This window comes from Ruegeria sp. N10 (assembly GCF_056531545.1).
Genome location: NZ_JBQFLY010000001.1, coordinates 499,001 through 518,573 on the forward strand (window position 1 = coordinate 499,001; position 19,573 = coordinate 518,573).

A 19,573-nucleotide genomic window follows, 5' to 3' on the forward strand; every position below is an offset into this window, starting at 1 on the left:
GGATTATTCCTCAATTTTCAACCGCTAATGAGAAGGGCCGGGGCCCCGGTATCGGGACTCCGGCTTTGCTGTGTCTTGGATTAAACAGCCAGGTTCACGGTGCGCCCGGAGGTGACGTCAACTTCTCCATCACTTTGTCGAGGCTGAAGCTCGCCGCTTCCTGTCGGGGTGGGTATTCCTTGAAGGTTTCAAGGAACTGCGCGACATAGGCCTGCGCAGGTACCAGCATGTAGGCACGGTCGAGCATCCAGTCATAGTAGGTGTTCGATGTGCGGTAGCCACGCTCGTACGGGTCGCGTCGCAGGTTGGTGATCAATGGCACGCGCAGAGGGGTCAGTGGCTCCATCCAGGCGCGCAAGGTTGCCCATGCCTTCTGTTCCAGGAAGGTGATTTTCCAATCACCGAAGCGCAGTGCCGCAAGGTCACCATCGTCCGTGAAATAGAAGATTTCCCTGCGCGGACTCTTGTCTGTTTCGCCGGTCAGCAACGGCAAGATGTTGTAGCCATCCAGATGCACGCGATAGTCACGCCCGCCGCCAACTTCGGCCACGGTGACACCTTCCAGAAGCTCTTCTTTCACGGTTTCGTTGCCAGCTGCAGCCAGGAATGTCGGTAACCAATCCATATGGTGCACGATCTCGTTCGACACAGCGCCTTCGGTAATCTTGCCGGGCCACCGAACCATGGCAGGTACGCGCCATGCGCCCTCCCATTGGGTATTCTTTTCACCCCAGAACGGGGTCATCGCGGCATCTGGCCAGGTATTCATGTGCGGACCATTGTCGGTCGAGTAAAACACGATGGTTTTGTCGGCGATGCCCAGCTCATCCAGCGCAGTCAGGAAGTCGCCAATATGCATATCATGTTCGATCATGCCAGCCGTATACTCATCTACCTGCTTGCCGACGATTTCATTGGCCTTTGCCCATTTCTCTTCGGAAACATGCGTGCGGAAATGCATCCGGGTGCCTGACCACCAGACGAACCACGGCGTGCCGCTTTCCTCTTGTTTGCGGATGAATTCAATCGCAGCCGCCGCGGTTTCATCGTCGACCGTTTCCATACGCTTCTTGGTCAGCGGGCCGGTATCCTCGATCTCGCCACCCGCTGTCGACTTGATTACACCGCGCGGGCCAAAAGCTTGTCGGAAGGTTCTGCCATCGGGCAGAACAGCATCATTGGGATAGTCGATGTTTTCCGGCTCTTCCTCGGCGTTGAGATGGTAGAGGTTGCCAAAAAATTCGTCAAAACCGTGGTTTGTCGGCAGATGTTCATCCCGGTCGCCCAGGTGGTTTTTTCCGAACTGACCCGTGGCGTAGCCTTCCGCTTTCAGAAGGCCCGCAATGGTCGGGTCTTCGATCTGCATGCCTTCCTCAGCGCCCGGCAGGCCAACTTTGGACAGGCCCGTGCGGAAAACGGATTGCCCCATGATGAAAGATGATCGCCCAGCCGTGCACGACTGTTCACCGTAGTAATCCGTGAACATCATACCTTCTTCGGCGATACGGTCGATATTGGGTGTCTGATACCCCATCAACCCCCGCGTGTAGGCCGAGATGTTGGACTGACCAACATCGTCGCCCCAGATCACAAGGATATTCGGTTTCTGGTTCTGCGCCCAGGCGGGTATGGCCAGTGTCAACGTGGCGGTTACCACGGCAAGTCGGCGCAAGTTACTGCGCCAGGTGCCGGATAGCGAACGTGGAGGTAACATGGTTTGCTCCTGATCTGAGAGGATCTTGGGGACCCCAAAGGAAATGAATCACCCGGCGTTCAAATGCATGAACAACGCGGCAGCAAAGTGTTGATTCCCATATTGAAAATCTTTGGTAGCAGGAATCGAGCACCATTAGCATAGGTTACTTCTTGCGTCGGAAACTCATCATATGATTATATCGCAAAGTACAAATGTGAGACAAAATGAATAATCTGAAGCTATTACGAAACACCGGATGGTTCAGTGAACGCTCGTCAGAGTTTCAGGCCGATTTGGCAGCCCTTGGCATACCGAAATCGGTAGAGGCGGGAGAGACGCTGTATCACTATGGTGATCCGGCAAATGGTATCTACGCGATTCTCAGCGGTGGTGTGCAGATAACGGCCCCAGCGGATGATGGTCAGGAGTTTGTGCTTCACCGCGACGGCGCTGGGTTCTGGATCGGCGATCTGGCTTTGTTTGCAGGTGCGCTGCGTCTGGTCAGTGTTATCACGACGCAAGCCACTCAAGCCTTGTTTTTCCCAAATTTAAGCATCTCGCGGTTGATTCAGAACAATCCTGACTACATCCGGGATTTCTATGCGTTGACGCATGAGAATATGCGGACCGCTTTGCGCATCATGGCAAATCTGGCTGTGACGGGAACGGAAAAGCGGCTGGTCTTGAGGTTGCTTCACTTGGACGAAGGGACCTCGAAAACCGATGGATGGATTGATGTTTCCCAGGACGATCTGGCGGCGATGATTGCTGTATCGCAACCGACTTTGCACAGGAACCTTCACCGGCTTGTGGATTTGGGGTTAATCGAACTGGGGTATGGCCGGGTTCGACTGCTGGATCGGGGCGCATTGATAGCCAGTTGTCAGACCTGAGGTTTCGGGTCGTGACACCGGTATGCGGTTCAACATTCGTAGACAGGCTGGCCGCTGTGTACGGCACCCGACGAACTTAAGCCTACGCCACGCCGCAGTTCAGTTATTAGCACGCGCCTGACCGTCCTCCTCGCCCAATTGGCCGTCCAGAGACATCAGGATCGCGACCGGGCGTAAAGCAGGGATGTGGCTGAACACGATCAGAATACAGACCGTCAGTGGCACGCTCAGGAAAGCGCCGATCAGGCCCCAGACAGTTGTCCAGAATGTCAGCGCCAGAATGACAAGGAATGTCGACATGTTCAGCGAGCGGCCCAGCATGGCCGGATCAAGGAAGTTACCGATCAGGAATTGAAGGGTGCCGCACCCAAATAAGATGATCAGAAACGGAACGATCGTATCAAACTGAACAAGCGCGATCATGGCCGGAAAAAACACCGCTATGATCGACCCGATCGAAGGAATGAAGTTCAAAGCAAAGGTCAAAACGGCCCAGGTTTCCGCATATTCCAAACCAAGGGCCCTGAATACAAAATAACTGATGCCCGCTGTGATCAGGCTGATCAGGGTCTTAACCCCAACATATCGTTGCAGGCTGATCGATATGGCATCAAGCATGGTCGCAAAATCAGCGCCAGTTTGGGGGTCGCCAGCCGCAAGTTGAATTTTCTTGCGAAAGGCCAGACGCTCGGCCATCAGGAACGCGACATAGAGGCTGATCAGAAAGAACTGGTTCAGCAGGGACGTAGCGCTGCCCAGCAACAGGCGTGCGACATAGGTCATGTCGATGCTGACCAGATTGTCGCGGATGAAAGTGGTGACGTCGTTGCCGACAAGACCGGTTATGCGCTCAACCGCCCCGTCGAACTGGTTTTCGTACGTGCTGACGGACCGTGCAAACTGCGTTGCCTGACTGCCCAGCACGTACATGATCATGAACAAACCCGCCAGAACGATGGTCACACCAGCGATATTTGCCAGCCAGACTGGAGCGCGGGTTAGCGCGACGACGCGGTCGCTCAGCGCAATGATCAGAACGTTGACCAGCAGTGCCATGGCAAGCGGGATCAGGAAGTTCGCTCCCGCATAAAGCCCCAGCACCATCAGCGCCGCGATAATGCAGGTGTCGCGGACAACAGACAGTTTTAGCCTGGGGCGAGCCGTGAAATCTTCCTGATCCGGGATCATTCAGTATCCTGTTTATCTGTTCTTAAGCAGGCTAGTGATCGTCCCGCTTTGCCCAATCCTGCACCTGCATTCCGGTTTTAGCAATGCAGTCAGCGGTTTGCAGACCGGCTTTTGTCACTTTGATACCGATGACGGGTTCTGTGTTTTATTTCGGCGGGTTAGGGTTGCAGGATGACAAAACCCACGATTCCCCCATTTGGCCGCCCGCTTCAGGCGTTATGGCTGGCACTTCGCCGGTTCGTCAGGAAAAACGGACCTGTCATGAGCAGCCATGTCGCCATGTCGCTGATGATGGCCCTGTTTCCCTTTGTGTTGTTCACCGTGGCGCTGGCAGGGGCATTGTCGCAGGACTATGTCACTGATGAGTTGATTGATCTGCTATTCGGGGCATGGCCCAAGGATGTTGCGGACCCGATCGTGGCCGAATTGCGTGCGGTTCTGGCCGGTGCCGGGTCGGGCGTGATTACGCTGGGTGGCCTGCTTGCGATCTACTTTGCTTCCAACGGGGTTGCCGCAGTACGCGCAGCGATGAATCAGGCCTATCACGATCAGGACAGTTGGCCTTTTTGGAAAACCCGGCTTTTGTGTCTGGTTCTGGTTATCCTTGGCGGTTCGGCAATCCTTGTTATTGCAACGGTCGAGGTGGTCTTGCCAGTCTACACGAAACTGGTGGCAGAGCATACCGAAGCTCCGGTAGCGGACTGGCTGTCCGTAGATCGCCTGCGGTGGACGTTTACCGTGGCCGTTCCGGCAGGCACTGTCCTGCTGGCACATCTAATTCTGCCAACCCGCAGGCACAGCCTGACCCAGATCCTGCCCGGCGTCATACTGACATTGGTTTTGTGGGCAGCTGGCGGATGGGCATTTTCAGTCTATATCAGCCAGTTCGCCACCTACAGTGCCACATATGCGGGTTTGGCCGGGGCAATGGCCGCGTTGATTTTCCTGTATCTGTGTTCTGCGATGCTGATCCTTGGCGCTGAATACAACGGCGCATTGATCGACCTTCGGAACGCCGCTGAAGGAGATATGGCATGAGATTTGCCATTCTGGCGGCTTGTTTAACCCTCGCAAGTGAAGGGCAGGCGCAGTCACTGGAATATGTGGGCTCAGATCGGTGTTCAGACTGCCATCAGCACGAGGCCGAGGCATGGGCTTCGTCTCATCATGCCTTGGCCTGGACGGAAGTTGGCGACGGCCATCTGGTCGCCGATTTCGATGGAACCCGGTTCGTGCAGAACGGGATGACGGTTGAATTTACTAAACAGGCAGACAGGTTCACAGCTCGTGTAACGGAAAAAGACGGAGCGACGACGGCATATGATGTGCATTCCGTCGTTGGACTCGCACCTCTGCAACAATATCTGTTTGAAACCGAACCGGGGCGGTTGCAAAGCTTTGATGTGGTTTGGGATACCGAGCAGAAGCGCTGGTATCACTTATACCCCGATCAGGATCTGCCACCAGAAGACGGGCTGCACTGGACGGGCCCTTACAAGAACTGGAACGCGCGCTGCGCCGAATGTCACGCCACAGGGTTTGAAAAGAACTACGACGCGCAATCCAGAACATACTCTTCTCGACAGGCCGAGATTGGTGTTGGCTGCGAGGCCTGCCATGGACCGGGGTCAGCTCATATCGATTGGACCAAAGGGCAGAGCGTTACTGAGGGGCTGAGTGATACAGGCTTTTCGATGAGCTGGGGCAAAGGCCAGACCGAGGCTGAGATCCAGCAATGCGCCGGGTGTCATTCGCGGCGCGAGGCACATGGCAACGGAAACCCTTTGCCGGGAACCTCGTATCATGATGCCTATAACCTGGCTGTGTTGCGGCCCGGTTCGTATCATCCAGACGGGCAGATACTGGATGAGGTCTACGTTTACGGCTCATTCCTGCAATCCAAAATGTATGCCCGAGGGGTCGGGTGCATGAACTGCCACGAGCCACACAGTGCGCAGTTGAAGGCCGAAGGCAACGGTATTTGTACCCAATGTCATTCCACGGCCGGAAACCCTGATTTCCCGACGCTGGCGAAACAGGAATACGATACACCCAATCACCATCATCACGTTACGGATAGCGCGGGTGCCCAGTGCAAAAGCTGCCACATGATCGAACGTACATATATGGGCGTGGACGGTCGCCGGGATCACAGCTTTCGCGTGCCGCGACCGGATTTGGGATTGGGGGCTGATGCCTGCACTGATTGCCACCAGAATAAGGATCAGGTCTGGGCTGCCAGCCGGATAAAAGGCTGGTTTCCTGACACAGCCAATCGGGCCCCGCATTATGGCACGGTGTTCAAAGCTGCTGCCGATGGCCATTTGAACACGCCAGAGGGTTTGATTGCTGTCGCAACGGACCCCTCGCAACCCGCTATCGTGCGGGCAACAGCAGCGTATCTGCTGCAACCTTTTGGCTCGCTTGAGGTTGCCGCGTATACAGCGCCACTGTTGCAGGAAGGCGATCCGCTGATACGCGCAAATGCAGCAGCCTTGCAGCGTCAGGCGAGCGCTACGGATCGTGCTCAAAGGTTAGAACCCCTTTTGTCTGATCCGTTTCGCAACGTTCGCATTGCCGCCGCCAAGGAGTATCTGAGTATCCCTCCTCAAGCCCTGACACCTCAGCAACAGGATCTGACCGAGCAGGGGATGGCCGAATGGCAGGCGGCGATCTCGAACAGGCTGGATGCCCCGGAAACACATCTGGTTCTGGGGGGGATGGCCTTGACGCTGCGCAACGCCCCGGCTGCCGAACGGGCATTTCGTGAGGTTGTAGCGCTGGATCCTCAGCGCGCCGAAGCGTGGCCCATGGTGGTGCAGCTGGCACAGATCAATCGCGGCCCGGAAGCCGCACGTATCGCCCTGCGAGAAGCCTTGGGCAGATTGCCCGATGACCCGGCCTTGCTGCAATTGCTGCAACAACTGGGGCCCTGATCCGGCACAGGTTTGCCCGATTTGTTCCAACTTCACGGCAAAATTTCACGCTAACAGCATTTCAGATTTGCTGTTTTGAGGTGATGTATGTCCGCGGATTCAACAAGACAGAAAGCAACCGGGACGAACCCCGCTACGCTGGCGCAGCGCATTGAAGAGCTGCGCAATCGCGAGCCTGTATATGTTTCGCACGGGGATACACTGATGTTGCAGGGTATGGCCGCGACGTCGCTGCGCGAACAACGGCTGACCGGGAACCGTATCCGATTGGAAGATTAAGTTTAGCCGCGAAACCCTGTTGCAACAACGAATTTTTCCGAACTGTCCGAACGGGACGCGGGCGGTTTCACATGCGCCACTTTCTGAAATTTCTGCTTCAGAAGTTTTTGCAATTCGCCCTCGGCACCGCCGGCAAGAACCTTGGCTACGAATGTGCCACCTTCTTCCAGCACATCAAACGCGAAATGGGCCGCAGTTTCACACAGTGCGATGATCCGAAGATGGTCGGTCTGCTTGTGACCCGAGGACGCCGCTGCCATGTCCGACATCACCACATCCGCTTTGCCACCCAGCCAGTCCTTGACCTTCTGGTCGGCGTCATCCTCCATGAAGTCCAGCACATGAGTATCGGCACCCGCAACCGGTTCGACTTCCTGCAAGTCGATGCCCAGCACAGTTCCGATCCGTTTCCCTGACTTTTCGCCAAGCGCGTTTACGCGTTTGACTGCAACCTGGCACCAGCCACCGGGCGCGCACCCCAAGTCAACAACCCGTGCTCCGGGTACGAGAAAGCGGAACTTGTCGTCTAGCTCCATGATCTTATACGCGGCCCGCCCCCGGTATCCTTCGGTCTGGGCGCGCTTGACATAGGGATCGTTCAGCTGTCGTTCGAGCCAGCGGGTCGAACTCAGCTTGCGACCACGTGCGGTTTTTACCTTTACCTTCAGGTCACGCTGACCGCGCCCCGAGTTGTTTTTGCCAGTTGGTGTCTTCGCCATCAGAACGGTCCGTCTTCCAGTACCCCGTCCGCGCTCATCTGTGCATAAAGCAGGCCCTCGCGTAGCCCCCGATCTGCCACGGAAAGGCGATCAGTGGGCCAGCAGCGCAACAATGCCTGCAAAATGGCCGAGCCGGACATGATCAGGGCCTGCCGGTCTTCACCAATCCGAGGATCCCGGCGGCGCCCATGAGGGCCGAGTTCTAAATACCCGCGTATCACTTTGTCAATCTGATCACTGGTCATACGCAGCCCGTCAACCTTGGTCCGGTCATAGCGCTTCAGGCCAAGATGCGATGCCGCAACCGTAGTGACAGTTCCGCTGGTGCCGACGATCTGAAAACCTTCGCGGGTCTGTTCATCTTTGTAAGGTGCGAAATCGGCCAGGTTTTCTTCGAAAAACCAGCTCATCAATGCAAAGCGAGCGGCGTCGTTTTCGACGTCATTGAACTGATCCCGCAACGTGGCAACACCCAGCGGTACGCTGATCCAGTCTACAACTTTTGCAGCCGGAAAAGGGCTGTCGACCGTGTGAAACCCGTTGTGCAAACGCATGATCGCAGCCGGGCGGTCACGGCGAGGGACGGACGAAATGTCGATCCAGACCAGCTCGGTCGAACCGCCGCCAATATCGACAACCAACAGCTGTTCGGTCTTGGTGGACACCAGCGGGGCGCATGAAATCACCGCCAAACGGGCTTCTTCTTCGGGTTGGATGATTTCAAGCGTCAGCCCGGTTTCGCGTTTGACCTGTCGGATGAATTCGCGGGAATTCTTAGCGCGGCGGCAGGCCTCGGTTGCGATCAGACGCATCCGTTTTACTTTGTTCCGCTTCAGCTTTTGTTGACAGATTCTCAGCGCCTGGACGGTGCGTGCCATCGACGCCCGCGACAGACGTCCGGTGCGTTCCAGACCCGCGCCCAATTGCACGGACTTGGAGAAGCTGTCAACCACATGAAACCCGCTGCCCTTGGGCTGGGCTATTAACATGCGGCAACTATTTGTTCCCAAATCCAGAGCCGCATACAGGGCATCCGGATCGGGTCTTGCCGGCGCGGGGCTTTCGACCGCTTTCGGGAACGCGCCCGCACCTTTGGGACGCTTGGGCGCCATCGTAACGCCCTCCGATTTTCGAGTTGATTTGACCCTAGGCGGGGCGTCGTCGACGTGCAAGCGATTTCCATTTCAAATTTGGCTTGGATGTCACACGCCGTTCATACTGAGGTGCGATTTGATCTTTGATCCCGGTTGAGGGATTCTTGATCGCAATCAGCCGCAGACGGAGCCTGCCATGAAAGATAAACGTGTCCTGACCTTTGACGAATTCGATGAAATGGTGAACCCGCGCCCAGAGGAATGTGAGTTTGACCGCGTCGTTGAACGTGCCCTGTCACGTCGTGGATTTCTGGGCGGCGTATTGGCGGTGGGAAGTTTCACGGCTTTGGGCGGGTCGCTGCTTCCGACTGGTGCGCGCGCAGCCGCAGATCGATTTGCGTTTGAGGCGATTCCGGCGTCAACTGCCGATGACGTCATCGTGCCGCCGGGCTACAAGGCCGAGGTGATGGTGCGCTGGGGCGACCCGCTTTGGTCTGATGTGCCCGAATTTGATCCGGCCACCCGTGGAACCGCTGCCAGCCAAGAGCGCGCATTTGGTGATAACACCGACGGTCAGGATGTGTTTTTGCACGAGGGTCACGTTCTACTGGTCGTGAACAACGAATACACCAATCGCGATATCCTTTGGGGCAACAACCCGGACGCCAAAGCCGCCTCGGATGACGATGTCGCCAAAGGCATGATGGCGCATGGTGTGACGGTGGTCGAGATTGCGGTTACCGACGGCAAATGGGGCATCGTCAAGGATAGCTCGTATAACCGCCGCATCACGCCGCAGACAGACATGTCATTGACGGGGCCTGCCGCTGGCCATGATCTGCTGAAAACTGCCGCCGATCCGACAGGCACCATCTGTAAAGGCACCTGGAACAACTGTGGTAATGGCATGACCCCATGGGGGACGTATTTGGCCTGTGAAGAGAATTTCAATGGTTACTTCTCGACTGAGGACGAAAACCATGAGGTCAGCGCCGAACTTCAGCGCTACGGCGTTTCGTCCAAGGACTGGGGATACGGATGGGCCGGAATTGACGAGCGTTTCGACGTCTCGAAAAACCCTAACGAACCGAACCGCGCAGGCTATGTTGTCGAAATCAATCCGACCGAGCCAACCTCGACCCCTCGTAAGCTGACCGCGCTCGGTCGGTTCAAGCACGAAAACGCCGAGGCCATTGTGAACAATGACGGTCGTGTCGTTGTCTACATGGGTGATGATGAACGGGGCGAGTTCCTGTACCGCTTTGTCTCGGAAGGTTTTTATGCCGCTGGGGTGGACACGCATGCGCTGCTTGAGAACGGTACGTTGTCGGTTGCAAAGTTCAACGACGACGGGACTGGTGAGTGGCTGGACCTGACCCCCGAAACAACTGGTATGACGTCGCAGGCCGAAATCTGCATCCATACGCGGCAAGCAGCATCGGCTGTTGGCGCGACCACCATGGACCGCCCGGAATGGGTTGCGGCCAACCCGAACGCGCCCGAGGTCTATTGCTGCCTGACCAACAACAAGAACCGCGGTGTGAAACCGAATGCCGGTGGCGACGACACTTCGGTCAACGGGCCGAATCCGCGCGAGGCGAACAAATACGGTCAGATCGTGCGCTGGCGCCCTGAAGGCGGAGACCATGGCGCATCGGGTTTCGAATGGGACCTGTATGTACTGGCCGGAAACCCGACCGTGCATCAGGATGCGTATGGCGGTTCGGACAATGTCAACGCCGACAACATGTTCAACTCGCCCGACGGTCTGAAGTTTGACAGCAACGGCCTGCTGTGGATCCAGACCGACGGCAAATACAGCAACGAGGGCGACTTCGAAGGGCAGGGGAACAACCAGATGCTGGCAGGCGACCCGGTTACCGGTGAAATCCGTCGTTTTCTGGTTGGCCCGAACGAGTGTGAGATCACTGGGCTCAGCTGGTCGCCGGATCGCCGCACCATGTTTGTTGGTATTCAACACCCCGGTGAAGACGGTAATAGCCACTGGCCCGACGGTGGTAACTCGGTTCCACGTTCAGCCATCATTGCGGTTACTCGTGAAGACGGTGGGTTGGTCGGTTAACCTTGGCAAGACGCGTTGAAACAAGCCTCGGGCGGGTCATGCCGTCCGGGGCTTTTTGTTCATTATGCAATGCTCTCATAGTGACAATGAGAATTTTGGTATGCGTTTTTGCCGCGAGACGGGTTAAAACCCCGCCACGCCACCGTGGGCGAAAAGGTCGCTTGAAAAGCGCCGGGTGTCGAAAACCGACCGACCAATCCCCACATTGAAGTTTAGAACCGGCCCATCGGGTTAGGAGGAATCACAGTAATGCCTGACGTCACCATCGTGTACTGGCGCGACATTCCCGCTCAGGTCATCGTCGGCAAAGGCCGTCGCGGCGCGAAGCGGCAACTGGAAGAACGGTTCGAGCAAGCCATCGACCGCGCCGCCATGAAGGTAAACGCAAAGGACAGTGATGCCTATCTGGCTGAATGGCGCAAGGCCGAGCCTTTTGTGGTTGATGGCGACCCGGCAGAAGTAGCCGAGGCCGAGGCCCTGCGTCTGGAAAAGGAATACGATCAGGACCGCATTAAAGCGCTGATCGCAAATGACGGTTGGGCATAAGCCCGGATCTTAATGGGAGGCCTCAATGGCTTTGCTGAACTTCAAGAAACGTGATGTGGTCGAAAACAGCCCTGTGAACCCGACTGTCGAAGCCTTCCTGCAAGGCTATTCGATCGAGGTCATGCCGCGGACCGCCGAAAAGGTCGAGGATTTCCGCGCGCTGCTGCCCGAAGGCACACGCGTCTACATTGCCCATATCGAAGGCACCCCGATTGAAGACATGGTCAAGACAGCCAAGCGGATTGCGGCCGAAGGCTATCCTGTCATGCCCCACTTCCCGGCGCGGATCATCAAGGATGCGGCGACGTTGGAAAACTGGATCTCGATGTACCAGGGCGAGGCGGGCGTCGAGCAGGCGCTGTTGCTGGCCGGTGGTGTGACAAAACCGCATGGCGATTTCGACAGTTCCATGCAGCTGATGGAAACCGGTCTGTTCGACAAGGCAGGGTTCAAGCGTCTTCATGTTGCCGGTCACCCCGAGGGTAACAAGGACATCGATCCCGATGGGTCCACCAAGAACGTCGATGACGCCCTGCGCTGGAAACAGAAATTCAACGAAACCACGGATGCCGAGATGGCCCTGGCAACTCAGTTTGCCTTCGATGCCAAGCCGATCATCGCCTGGGCGGATGGTCTGAAAGAGGCAGGTATCGACCTGCCCATCCACATTGGTATCGCCGGTCCGGCCAAACTGCAGACCCTGATCAAGTTCGCAATTGCTTGCGGCGTCGGCCCGTCGCTGAAAGTTCTGCAAAAGCGCGCCATGGATGTGTCGAAGCTTCTGTTGCCCTATGAACCGAACGATGTTGTGACTGAATTGGCCAACTACAAAGCGGCCAACCCGGATTTCAACATCACCAACGTGCACTTCTTCCCGCTGGGCGGGATCAAAACCAACGCCAACTGGGCGATCAATAATGGCGGTGCCTCGGCGCAGCCTGCAAACTCCTAAGGAACGGACATGACCCGTACAGTCTTAGAATCAAAAACAAAAACTGCCGTTCTGGGCTTTGATGAACCGTTCTGCGTGATCGGAGAGCGGATCAACCCGACCGGTCGGAAAAAGCTGGCGGCCGAACTGGAAGCAGGCGATTTCTCGACCGTCGAGAAGGATGCGCTGGCGCAGGTGATGGCGGGCGCGACCGTTCTGGATATCAACGCGGGCGTCGTCTACAACTCGAACCCCAACCCGAACGAGACCGAACCGCCACTGATGCGCAAGATCGTTGAGCTGGTACAGGGTCTGGTCGAAGTTCCGCTGTGTATCGACTCGTCGGTACCCGGTGCTCTGGAGGCGGGTCTTGAGGCGGCGGAAGGTCGCCCGCTGCTGAACTCGGTCACCGGTGAGGAAGAGCGTCTGGAACTGGTTCTGCCGCTGGTCAAAAAATACAATGTTCCTGTTGTGGCAATCTCGAACGACGACACAGGTATTTCGGAAGACCCCGATGTCCGTTTCGAAGTGGCCAAAAAGATCGTTCAGCGTGCTGCCGATTTCGGAATCCCTGCGCATGACATCGTTGTTGACCCGCTGGTCATGCCGATTGGCGCGATGGCAACAGCTGGTCAGCAGGTGTTTGCTCTGGTTCGCCGCCTGCGCGAGGAACTGGGTGTGAACACCACCTGTGGTGCATCCAACATCTCGTTCGGCCTGCCGAACCGCCACGGCATCAACAATGCCTTCCTGCCGATGGCAATGGGTGCCGGCATGACCTCGGCGATTATGAACCCGGTGGCTCTGCCAGTGACGCAGGCAAAAATTGCCGAGAAAAAAGAAGCCCTTGCCGCAGCTGGCATCATTCTGCCAGAAGGTATGGATGACGAGGCGTTCGTTCAGATGTTCGGCCTGGGCTCCACCAAGCCGCGCGCCGGTAAAGAGATGGAGGCCATCCGCGCCGCCAACCTGCTGACCAACAACGACCCGCATGGTGGTGAGTGGATCCGGTTCAACAAATCACCTGACGAGGCTGGTGGCGCAGCCAGTGGTCGTCGCGGCGGTGGCCGTCGTCGCCGCGCCTGATTGCATCAACAAAGACAGCTAAGGCCGGGCACTGCGCCCGGCCTTTTCGTTTGACCCTGATCAATGTCGATTTTGCGTAATGGTTCAGGATATCCTGATCCGGGACGCAACGATCAGGTGGCACGATGAGCAAACATCACCCCCCGAAACTCTCAGAAGCGGATCTGACCAAGCGGTTGGGCAAAAAGGAGTATTTCGAGCAACTGATTGATCTTCAGGCCAAACTGGCCAGGATTCAGCAAGCTTATCTGTTTCACGGGCTAAAGGGTGTGCTGGTGTTCGAGGGTTGGGATGCGGCAGGCAAGGGGGGAACCATTCGCAGGATCAGCCAGGCTCTGGACCCGCGCAGCTTTAAGGTCTGGCCAATTGGGGCACCCCGGAACTACTACCTCAACCGGCATTACCTGCTGCGGTTTTGGGAACGTTTGCCACCGTCCGGAGCGATATCAGCATTTGACCGCAGCTGGTACGGGCGCGTGTTGGTTGAGCGGATCGAGAACCTGACCCCGGAAACACGCTGGCGCGCTGCCTATCAGGAAATCAATGATTTCGAACGCATGCTGGTCGACGATGGTGCCCGGATCGTCAAGCTGTTCTTCCACATCTCTGAAGATGAACAGATGCAGCGGTTTACAGAACGGCTAAGAAACCCGTTGAAGCGCTGGAAGCTGACGTACGAGGATTTCAGGAATCGCGAGAAATGGGATGTTACCGAGGTCGCCGTGGATGAAATGTTGGCCCGGACGTCAACCGATCTGGCGCCGTGGCACGTAATACCGGCCAATAACAAAAGATATGCGCGCATCAGCGCCATGAAGGCCATTGTCAAAACGTTTTCAGCAGGGGTCGATCTGAACCCGCAACATCTGGACAGCCGCACGCTTGAGGCGGCCATCCAGGCTTTGGATGTTGATGACTCGCTGATCGACAGCCTTCGTGCGCGGACTGAGTGATATTTTCCGGGCGAGCTGAAACGATCCGGCTTGCGCGTCAGGGAACTCTGGTTATATCTCAGAGGTGCGGCGGGTATGATGTAATGGTAGCCTGTCAGCTTCCCAAGCTGAACGCGCGGGTTCGATTCCCGCTACCCGCTCCAGAACTCTCAGGTCAGACGGCGATTTCCGGTGAAGGCCTGCTCTGGCAGGCATGGGGGTCTTTTCGGGACGTTCCACCAAATTGATTTATGCCTGTAGATAGTCCCGGTTTGGGGCATCCCCCTTGCGATTGGTAGGTTCCGGGCGTCTTATGATAGAGTGACCCCATCACTGTTGAGCAGAGCCCAACTATGCGGGAAATTGATCAGACCGGCACGAGAACCCCCCAAGAGCCTTGCGCAGGTGATGTTCATGCCTTTCTGGAGAGCCTGACCGGCCCGTCCCGTGGAACGGTTTCCTGGCTTGTCGACAGCGCATTGACTGTTTCTGTTGGCGAAGGCCGTGCGCTAGGCCTACGCCTGAAAGACAACACACCGCCCCATGACGAAGATATCGCAACGCTTCAGTGGACCGAGGGGGGCTATGTGCTCAACGCGCTGGCAGGGCAAGACATCTGGGTCAATGGCCACAAGATTGTGTCGGCAACGCTGAAACACGGCGACATGATCGAGTTTGGCGAATTGGGCCCGATCTCCCGATACCGCATATGTACTCAGAGGTTTCCCATTCGTCATACGGTCGAGGATATCCTGAGCGACGCCTATGCCTATGCGCGGTCAAGTCGCCGACCCTTTGCCCAAAGAATGTCGGGTGCGCTGCGTGAGAGTGGGCGAAGGCTTGTTTCTCAAACCACTATGTTCTTCAGGATTACGGTAGTAGCCGCGATTGCGCTGATCGCAGGTCTGCTGTTCCTGCTTTATCAAAACGACCGGAGACTGGCCGACAGCCTGCAACAGGAAGCTCGCAAGATTGAAGCTGTGGCGACCATGCTTAGCCAGACGCGGGAAGATGTTCTAACCCCCGAAGATCTTGTGGCGTTGAGGGAAGCCTTTCAGAACCAGCTGATATCAACTGAGCAGCGGTTGGGTACCCTTGAACAACGCGCGGGGGCGTCTACGCGGGTCATCACCGCCTCTACTCAATCCGTGGCTTTCATTCAGGGCGCCTACGGATTGCGTCATATCGAAAGCGGTAAACTGCTGCGCCACGTGTTGGGGCCGAACGGAGAGAAGTTGCAAACACCCTTCGGACAACCCTGGATCGAACCGGACGCAACGGGTGAGCCCGCAGAGTTCCAGTTCACTGGCACCGGATTTCTGCTGGAGGGTACGCCGCTGATGGCCACCAACCGCCACGTTGCCTTGCCCTGGACATCCGGCGACCAAGCTCAGGCACTGAAAAACGCAGGTCTTGAGGCCGAGATGCTTCGGTTGCTGGCCTATCTGCCAGGTCAGACCGATCCGATCGAGGCTACTTTGGACCGGTTCAGTGAAACCGCTGATCTGGCACTTTTGTCGGTTGATCCAAACCGTATCGAGGGGCTGGGATTGCCACTGGCGGAAGATCTTCCACGAAGCGGTGACGAAGTCTTTCTGCTGGGGTATCCTACTGGCCTGAAATCATTAATTGCGCAGGCGGGGCCGGAGTTTCTGAATACGCTCGAAAAAGACGGGTCCGTCAATTTCTGGACGATCGCCGCACGGTTATCTGCGCAAAACCAGGTTCAACCTCTCGCCAGCCGAGGAATTGTGGCGCAGACAAGCCCGGGTGCAGTCGTTTATGACGCTGAAACAACGTCAGGAGGAAGCGGAGGGCCGGCCCTGAACCGCAAGGGAGAGGTGGTCGCGATTAACGCCGCGATCCTGCCAGAGTTCGGGGGCTCGAACATCGGGGTTCCGGTTTTGCACCTGAAAACCTTGCTGAGAGAAACTGTCAGCCAGTAATCAGTCGTTGGTCTGGAACGGCGATTTTTGAACAAGGAATACGACCACCAACGGAACGATCACAGAAATCAGGCCCACGGCGATCAACAGGTGCCCAAGTTGGCCGTAATCGGCAATCGATGTGACGACACCGGTTTCCGGGTCGGTTACCGCGCGCGACACCACGAAAATCTGGTTCAGGTATTTCGTTGCCAAACTGCTGGCCGACAATGCCATGTTGGTGAATGACGCCATGACGGCAAAGAAAGTTGCCTTCAGATGCACAGGAGCATTACGTGCGATCCAGGCCAGCATCGGAACCATCGCGATTTGACCCAGCGGAGATTCAACTGCGGTGTCGAGGACTGCGATGAACCTTGCGTCTACGATCCCGCCGGTATGCGCAGATGTCCATTCATGCACGCCGTAATACAGCGCAAGGTTGGGCAGGGCGAGGACCCCCGACGCGATGGTCAGAATGATGACGACCTGCGCAATCGAGCGGTTGGCCATAAACGGTCTCAGGACGATGAGCCCCACCAATGCAAGCAGGGACGTCAGAAGCGCCAGGATTGCCAGGAACTGCTCGTCAAACCCCAACTCGTCGATTTCGAACCAGGTCAACCCCGGCCCGGGCAGAGGAACCGCACGAAACACGAAAATGATTATCGCCGTACCAATCAGGGCCTTTGCCTGATTTGGGTTCAGTTCCTTCACCAAGCGTGACATCAGGTACAAGATCACACTCAGAGAGACTGCAAAAATAGTTTCCTGGGCGAGTTGGAATTTCGATGTTCCTAACACGATACTCAATACAACAAAGGCGAGACCGCCCAGCAGGATCGGCCATTTGACCTCGGTGGTTTCGTCATGGGTATGAGGGGGATGACCTTGGCGAAGACGTTGACGCTGTATCAAACTATGCAAAACCACACCGCTGACGGACAGCAGTGGAATGACAAGCGCGATCAGGTAGACGTTGCCATACAATGCAAGGCGGTCTGATTTCTGCATGCCCTCGGTTCCCGAGAACACCCAGATATTGACCGCGGCAACGGCTGCAAAACCGGAGAAAATGGCGATCCTGCCCAGTGTTTGCATAGTTGTATGCTGTGCACGGGTTTCCTCGGGCGAAAACGGCTGCCCGTCGGGATTGATCTTTGGAACGGCTTCGACTGTCATCGCGTCGGCGACAACATCCTGAATGGCATAGCCGGAAGGCGCCAAGAGCAGGGCAATGATGTACCAGTGTTCCAGCGGCATGACGTCAGCCATATGTCCGGGAAAGGCTACAAGCCCATACATGGTGAGCAGGGACAAGGTGATCAGGGTTGCCCCCAATAGGATCAGCAATGACTTCCACCGCCAAAACAGATCAACAATATGACCCAGCGGCATTTTCAGGATCCAGGGAAGCCCGGCCCAAAATGCCAGCCCGGCAACAAAGGATGCGGATAGGTTAAGGTAGTCCTTAAGAAAGAAGGCGCCGACGACTGATGTCAGGCCAGAAACACCGGCGGCAAAATAGACCATGAGCGGTGGCAGGTAGGACCATTGCATCTGTCGGGCCAGATCAACAAAGGTTCTATGCCACCATGCAGAAAGCCGCACTCTTGTAGAAGGCTGGTCAGTGGTCATGTTCACGTAAATCGCATCGCAGGATTTCCTTGACCTAATGACACAGGGTTACAGAAATGCGGATGCAAAAAGCAATAAACTGGTCACCACCCCAAAGAGGGGAACAACAAGCGGCACGCGGAACTGCGGTTCATCGGTTTCAGCCTGGGTCTTCAAAAGGATCAGTGACAGATTGACCAGCACAAAGACTCCCAGAACAATTTGAGACGTCCGCTCGGCCAGAATGGCGATTGGAAGCGTTTGGGTCAGCAACAGGATTATCGCCGTGACCATGATTGTCGCTACCGTTGGCGTCTGAGTGACCTGAGATACCTTAGCCAGGAACTTTGGCAAATGATCCCGATCCGCGAGCCCGTAAATCACGCGGGATGCCATGATCATCTGGATCAGAACACCATTGATCGTCGCAACGATGGCAATGGCTGAAAACCCCTGCTGGATAACATCGGGCGCGTCCGTAAAAATCAGGGCCAGCGGCGCGGCGGACTTCGAAAGGACATCGATCGGCACCACATACAGAACAGTCATGGACGTACCAAGATACAAGATCGTAGCCAGAATAAGCGTCAACAGGATCGCTTTCGGGATTGTTCCGGCGGGGTCTTTAACTTCTTCAGCGACATTCGCCATGTCCTCGAAACCCACAAAGGCGAAAAACGCCAGAAGCGAAGCGGCCAATATCCCTCTCCAGGCGTTTGGGTCCAGCCCGGGAACCATCTGGGTGAGCGCATAGCCCTGAGGCTCAGGAAGGGACAGGCCCCAACCAATAACGACGAGTAGCCCGCTGATTTCTATGATGGTAATGACTGCCGCCACCATTACCGACTGCGTGATCCCCCATAGGGCGATCAGCCCCATGACCAGAACTACACCGATTGTCAGACTTGAAATGCCTAAACCTGTAAGCGTTTGAAGGTACGACGCGGCCCCGATAGCCACGGCCGAGGCCGAGATGATGCCCGAGGCGGCCACGGCGAGACCGACCAGCACGGCCATCCAGCTTTTCTGAAACCCTGCTTCGACATAAGCGGCTTCACCCGCACTCACAGGATATCGGGTTGCCAGTTCTGCGTAGGACAGGGCAGTCAGCGCAACAACAAGCGCGGCAATCAGGAACGAAACAGCGGCAAATGGGCCCGCAATCCCGGCCGTCGCACCAACAAGCACGTATATTCCAGCGCCGACGGTTACCCCAAGCCCATAGAGCGTGAGCAGCGGGGTCGTCAGCGCCCGTCGCAGCTTTGGTGTATTTTGTTCAACGATGGACATCATCTATCCGCCAATTGGAATGCGTTGCGTGTCTTGGGTTGGCATTAAAGTTTCTCTGCTTGGTCCCGTTGCCTCGATCATATGAGTGACTGACGTGCGTTTTGTCCCGAGAAGCCAGAGCGTAGTCGGCAGAAGAGCGCGCCTCGCATTTGCCGCGCCCGTGGAGTGAAACCTTCGCGCCGTTGAAATACTGATCACCGGTAAATTTGCTTGGGGTCAGGCAGGTGAGCGTCGGGCCCGTTGATATATTCGTACTTCACTATGTGGTCGTATTGCGTGCTTTGATTCAGGTCAATGAAAGCGGATCGTCACACTGAATCGTAGACCGGTGCGCCTTTTACACGCAATGAACCGCCGA

At 56.4% G+C, this 19,573-nt stretch carries 16 protein-coding genes and 1 tRNA gene; 11 read left to right on the forward strand and 6 right to left on the reverse strand.

All coding sequences use genetic code 11. The features are described 5' to 3' along the window. Window positions 1-94: 94 nt before the first annotated feature. Window positions 95-1,714: an arylsulfatase gene (locus ACR0JI_RS02500; protein ID WP_480472901.1), complete on the reverse strand. Its 1,620-nt coding sequence runs from the start codon at window positions 1,712-1,714 to the stop codon at window positions 95-97. A 206-nt stretch (window positions 1,715-1,920) separates the two neighbouring features. On the opposite strand from ACR0JI_RS02500, the gene ACR0JI_RS02505 reads away from it, so the two are divergent. Then, window positions 1,921-2,589 (forward strand): Crp/Fnr family transcriptional regulator, encoded by a 669-nt coding sequence (locus tag ACR0JI_RS02505; RefSeq protein ID WP_480472899.1) that lies wholly within the window; start codon window positions 1,921-1,923, stop codon window positions 2,587-2,589. A 99-nt stretch (window positions 2,590-2,688) separates the two neighbouring features. On the opposite strand, the gene ACR0JI_RS02510 is transcribed toward ACR0JI_RS02505, so the two are convergent. Then, entirely contained in the window at window positions 2,689-3,777 is a 1,089-nt protein-coding gene (locus ACR0JI_RS02510; protein ID WP_480472897.1) for an AI-2E family transporter, read from the reverse strand. Window positions 3,778-3,948: 171 nt separating this feature from the next. Here ACR0JI_RS02510 and ACR0JI_RS02515 point away from each other — a divergent pair, with 171 nt between their 5' ends. From ACR0JI_RS02515 to ACR0JI_RS02525, 3 genes are all read left to right on the forward strand, one after another. Then, window positions 3,949-4,815, forward strand: coding sequence for a YihY/virulence factor BrkB family protein (locus ACR0JI_RS02515; protein WP_480472895.1), 867 nt, complete (start codon window positions 3,949-3,951; stop codon window positions 4,813-4,815). Next, window positions 4,812-6,713, forward strand: coding sequence for a multiheme c-type cytochrome (locus tag ACR0JI_RS02520; RefSeq protein WP_480493111.1), 1,902 nt, complete (start codon window positions 4,812-4,814; stop codon window positions 6,711-6,713). Before ACR0JI_RS02515 ends, ACR0JI_RS02520 begins: the two co-directional genes overlap by 4 nt. 87 nt (window positions 6,714-6,800) lie before the next feature. Further along, on the forward strand, window positions 6,801-6,992 hold the full coding sequence (locus tag ACR0JI_RS02525) for a hypothetical protein (protein WP_480472891.1): 192 nt from the start codon (window positions 6,801-6,803) through the stop codon (window positions 6,990-6,992). 2 nt (window positions 6,993-6,994) lie between these two features. On the opposite strand, the gene ACR0JI_RS02530 is transcribed toward ACR0JI_RS02525, so the two are convergent. Together ACR0JI_RS02530 and ACR0JI_RS02535 are read right to left on the reverse strand one after the other, a co-directional pair. Then, complete coding sequence (locus ACR0JI_RS02530; protein ID WP_480493112.1) at window positions 6,995-7,711, reverse strand: RlmE family RNA methyltransferase; 717 nt, start codon at window positions 7,709-7,711, stop codon at window positions 6,995-6,997. Then, the gene (locus ACR0JI_RS02535) at window positions 7,711-8,823 is read right to left on the reverse strand and encodes a Ppx/GppA phosphatase family protein (RefSeq protein ID WP_209503859.1); all 1,113 of its coding nucleotides are present in this window, start codon (window positions 8,821-8,823) and stop codon (window positions 7,711-7,713) included. Before ACR0JI_RS02535 ends, ACR0JI_RS02530 begins: the two co-directional genes overlap by 1 nt. 178 nt (window positions 8,824-9,001) lie before the next feature. Between ACR0JI_RS02535 and ACR0JI_RS02540 the strand changes: the two genes are divergently transcribed. The 7 genes from ACR0JI_RS02540 to ACR0JI_RS02570 all read left to right on the forward strand — a co-directional run bounded on the left by ACR0JI_RS02540 (window position 9,002) and on the right by ACR0JI_RS02570 (window position 16,329). Further along, window positions 9,002-10,888, forward strand: a complete 1,887-nt coding sequence (locus ACR0JI_RS02540) for a PhoX family protein (RefSeq protein WP_480493113.1) — start codon at window positions 9,002-9,004, stop codon at window positions 10,886-10,888. 249 nt (window positions 10,889-11,137) lie between these two features. Next, window positions 11,138-11,434, forward strand: a complete 297-nt coding sequence (locus tag ACR0JI_RS02545; RefSeq protein WP_480493114.1) for a virulence factor — start codon at window positions 11,138-11,140, stop codon at window positions 11,432-11,434. A 25-nt stretch (window positions 11,435-11,459) separates the two neighbouring features. Next, a complete protein-coding gene (locus ACR0JI_RS02550; RefSeq protein WP_480493115.1) occupies window positions 11,460-12,386 on the forward strand; it encodes a methylenetetrahydrofolate reductase in 927 nt (308 codons plus the stop codon). Window positions 12,387-12,395: 9 nt separating this feature from the next. After that, entirely contained in the window at window positions 12,396-13,451 is a 1,056-nt protein-coding gene (locus ACR0JI_RS02555) for a methyltetrahydrofolate cobalamin methyltransferase (protein WP_480472881.1), read from the forward strand. Window positions 13,452-13,576: 125 nt separating this feature from the next. Next, entirely contained in the window at window positions 13,577-14,404 is an 828-nt protein-coding gene (locus ACR0JI_RS02560) for a polyphosphate kinase 2 family protein (protein WP_480493116.1), read from the forward strand. 69 nt (window positions 14,405-14,473) lie between these two features. Then, a tRNA-Gly gene (locus ACR0JI_RS02565) sits at window positions 14,474-14,547 on the forward strand. Window positions 14,548-14,736: 189 nt separating this feature from the next. Beyond that, window positions 14,737-16,329 (forward strand): trypsin-like peptidase domain-containing protein, encoded by a 1,593-nt coding sequence (locus ACR0JI_RS02570; protein ID WP_480493117.1) that lies wholly within the window; start codon window positions 14,737-14,739, stop codon window positions 16,327-16,329. On the opposite strand, the gene ACR0JI_RS02575 is transcribed toward ACR0JI_RS02570, so the two are convergent. Then, a complete protein-coding gene (locus tag ACR0JI_RS02575; protein WP_480493118.1) occupies window positions 16,330-17,868 on the reverse strand; it encodes an MFS transporter in 1,539 nt (512 codons plus the stop codon). A gap of 126 nt (window positions 17,869-17,994) precedes the next feature. Further along, window positions 17,995-19,215 (reverse strand): APC family permease, encoded by a 1,221-nt coding sequence (locus tag ACR0JI_RS02580; RefSeq protein WP_480493119.1) that lies wholly within the window; start codon window positions 19,213-19,215, stop codon window positions 17,995-17,997. Window positions 19,216-19,573: the final 358 nt, after the last annotated feature.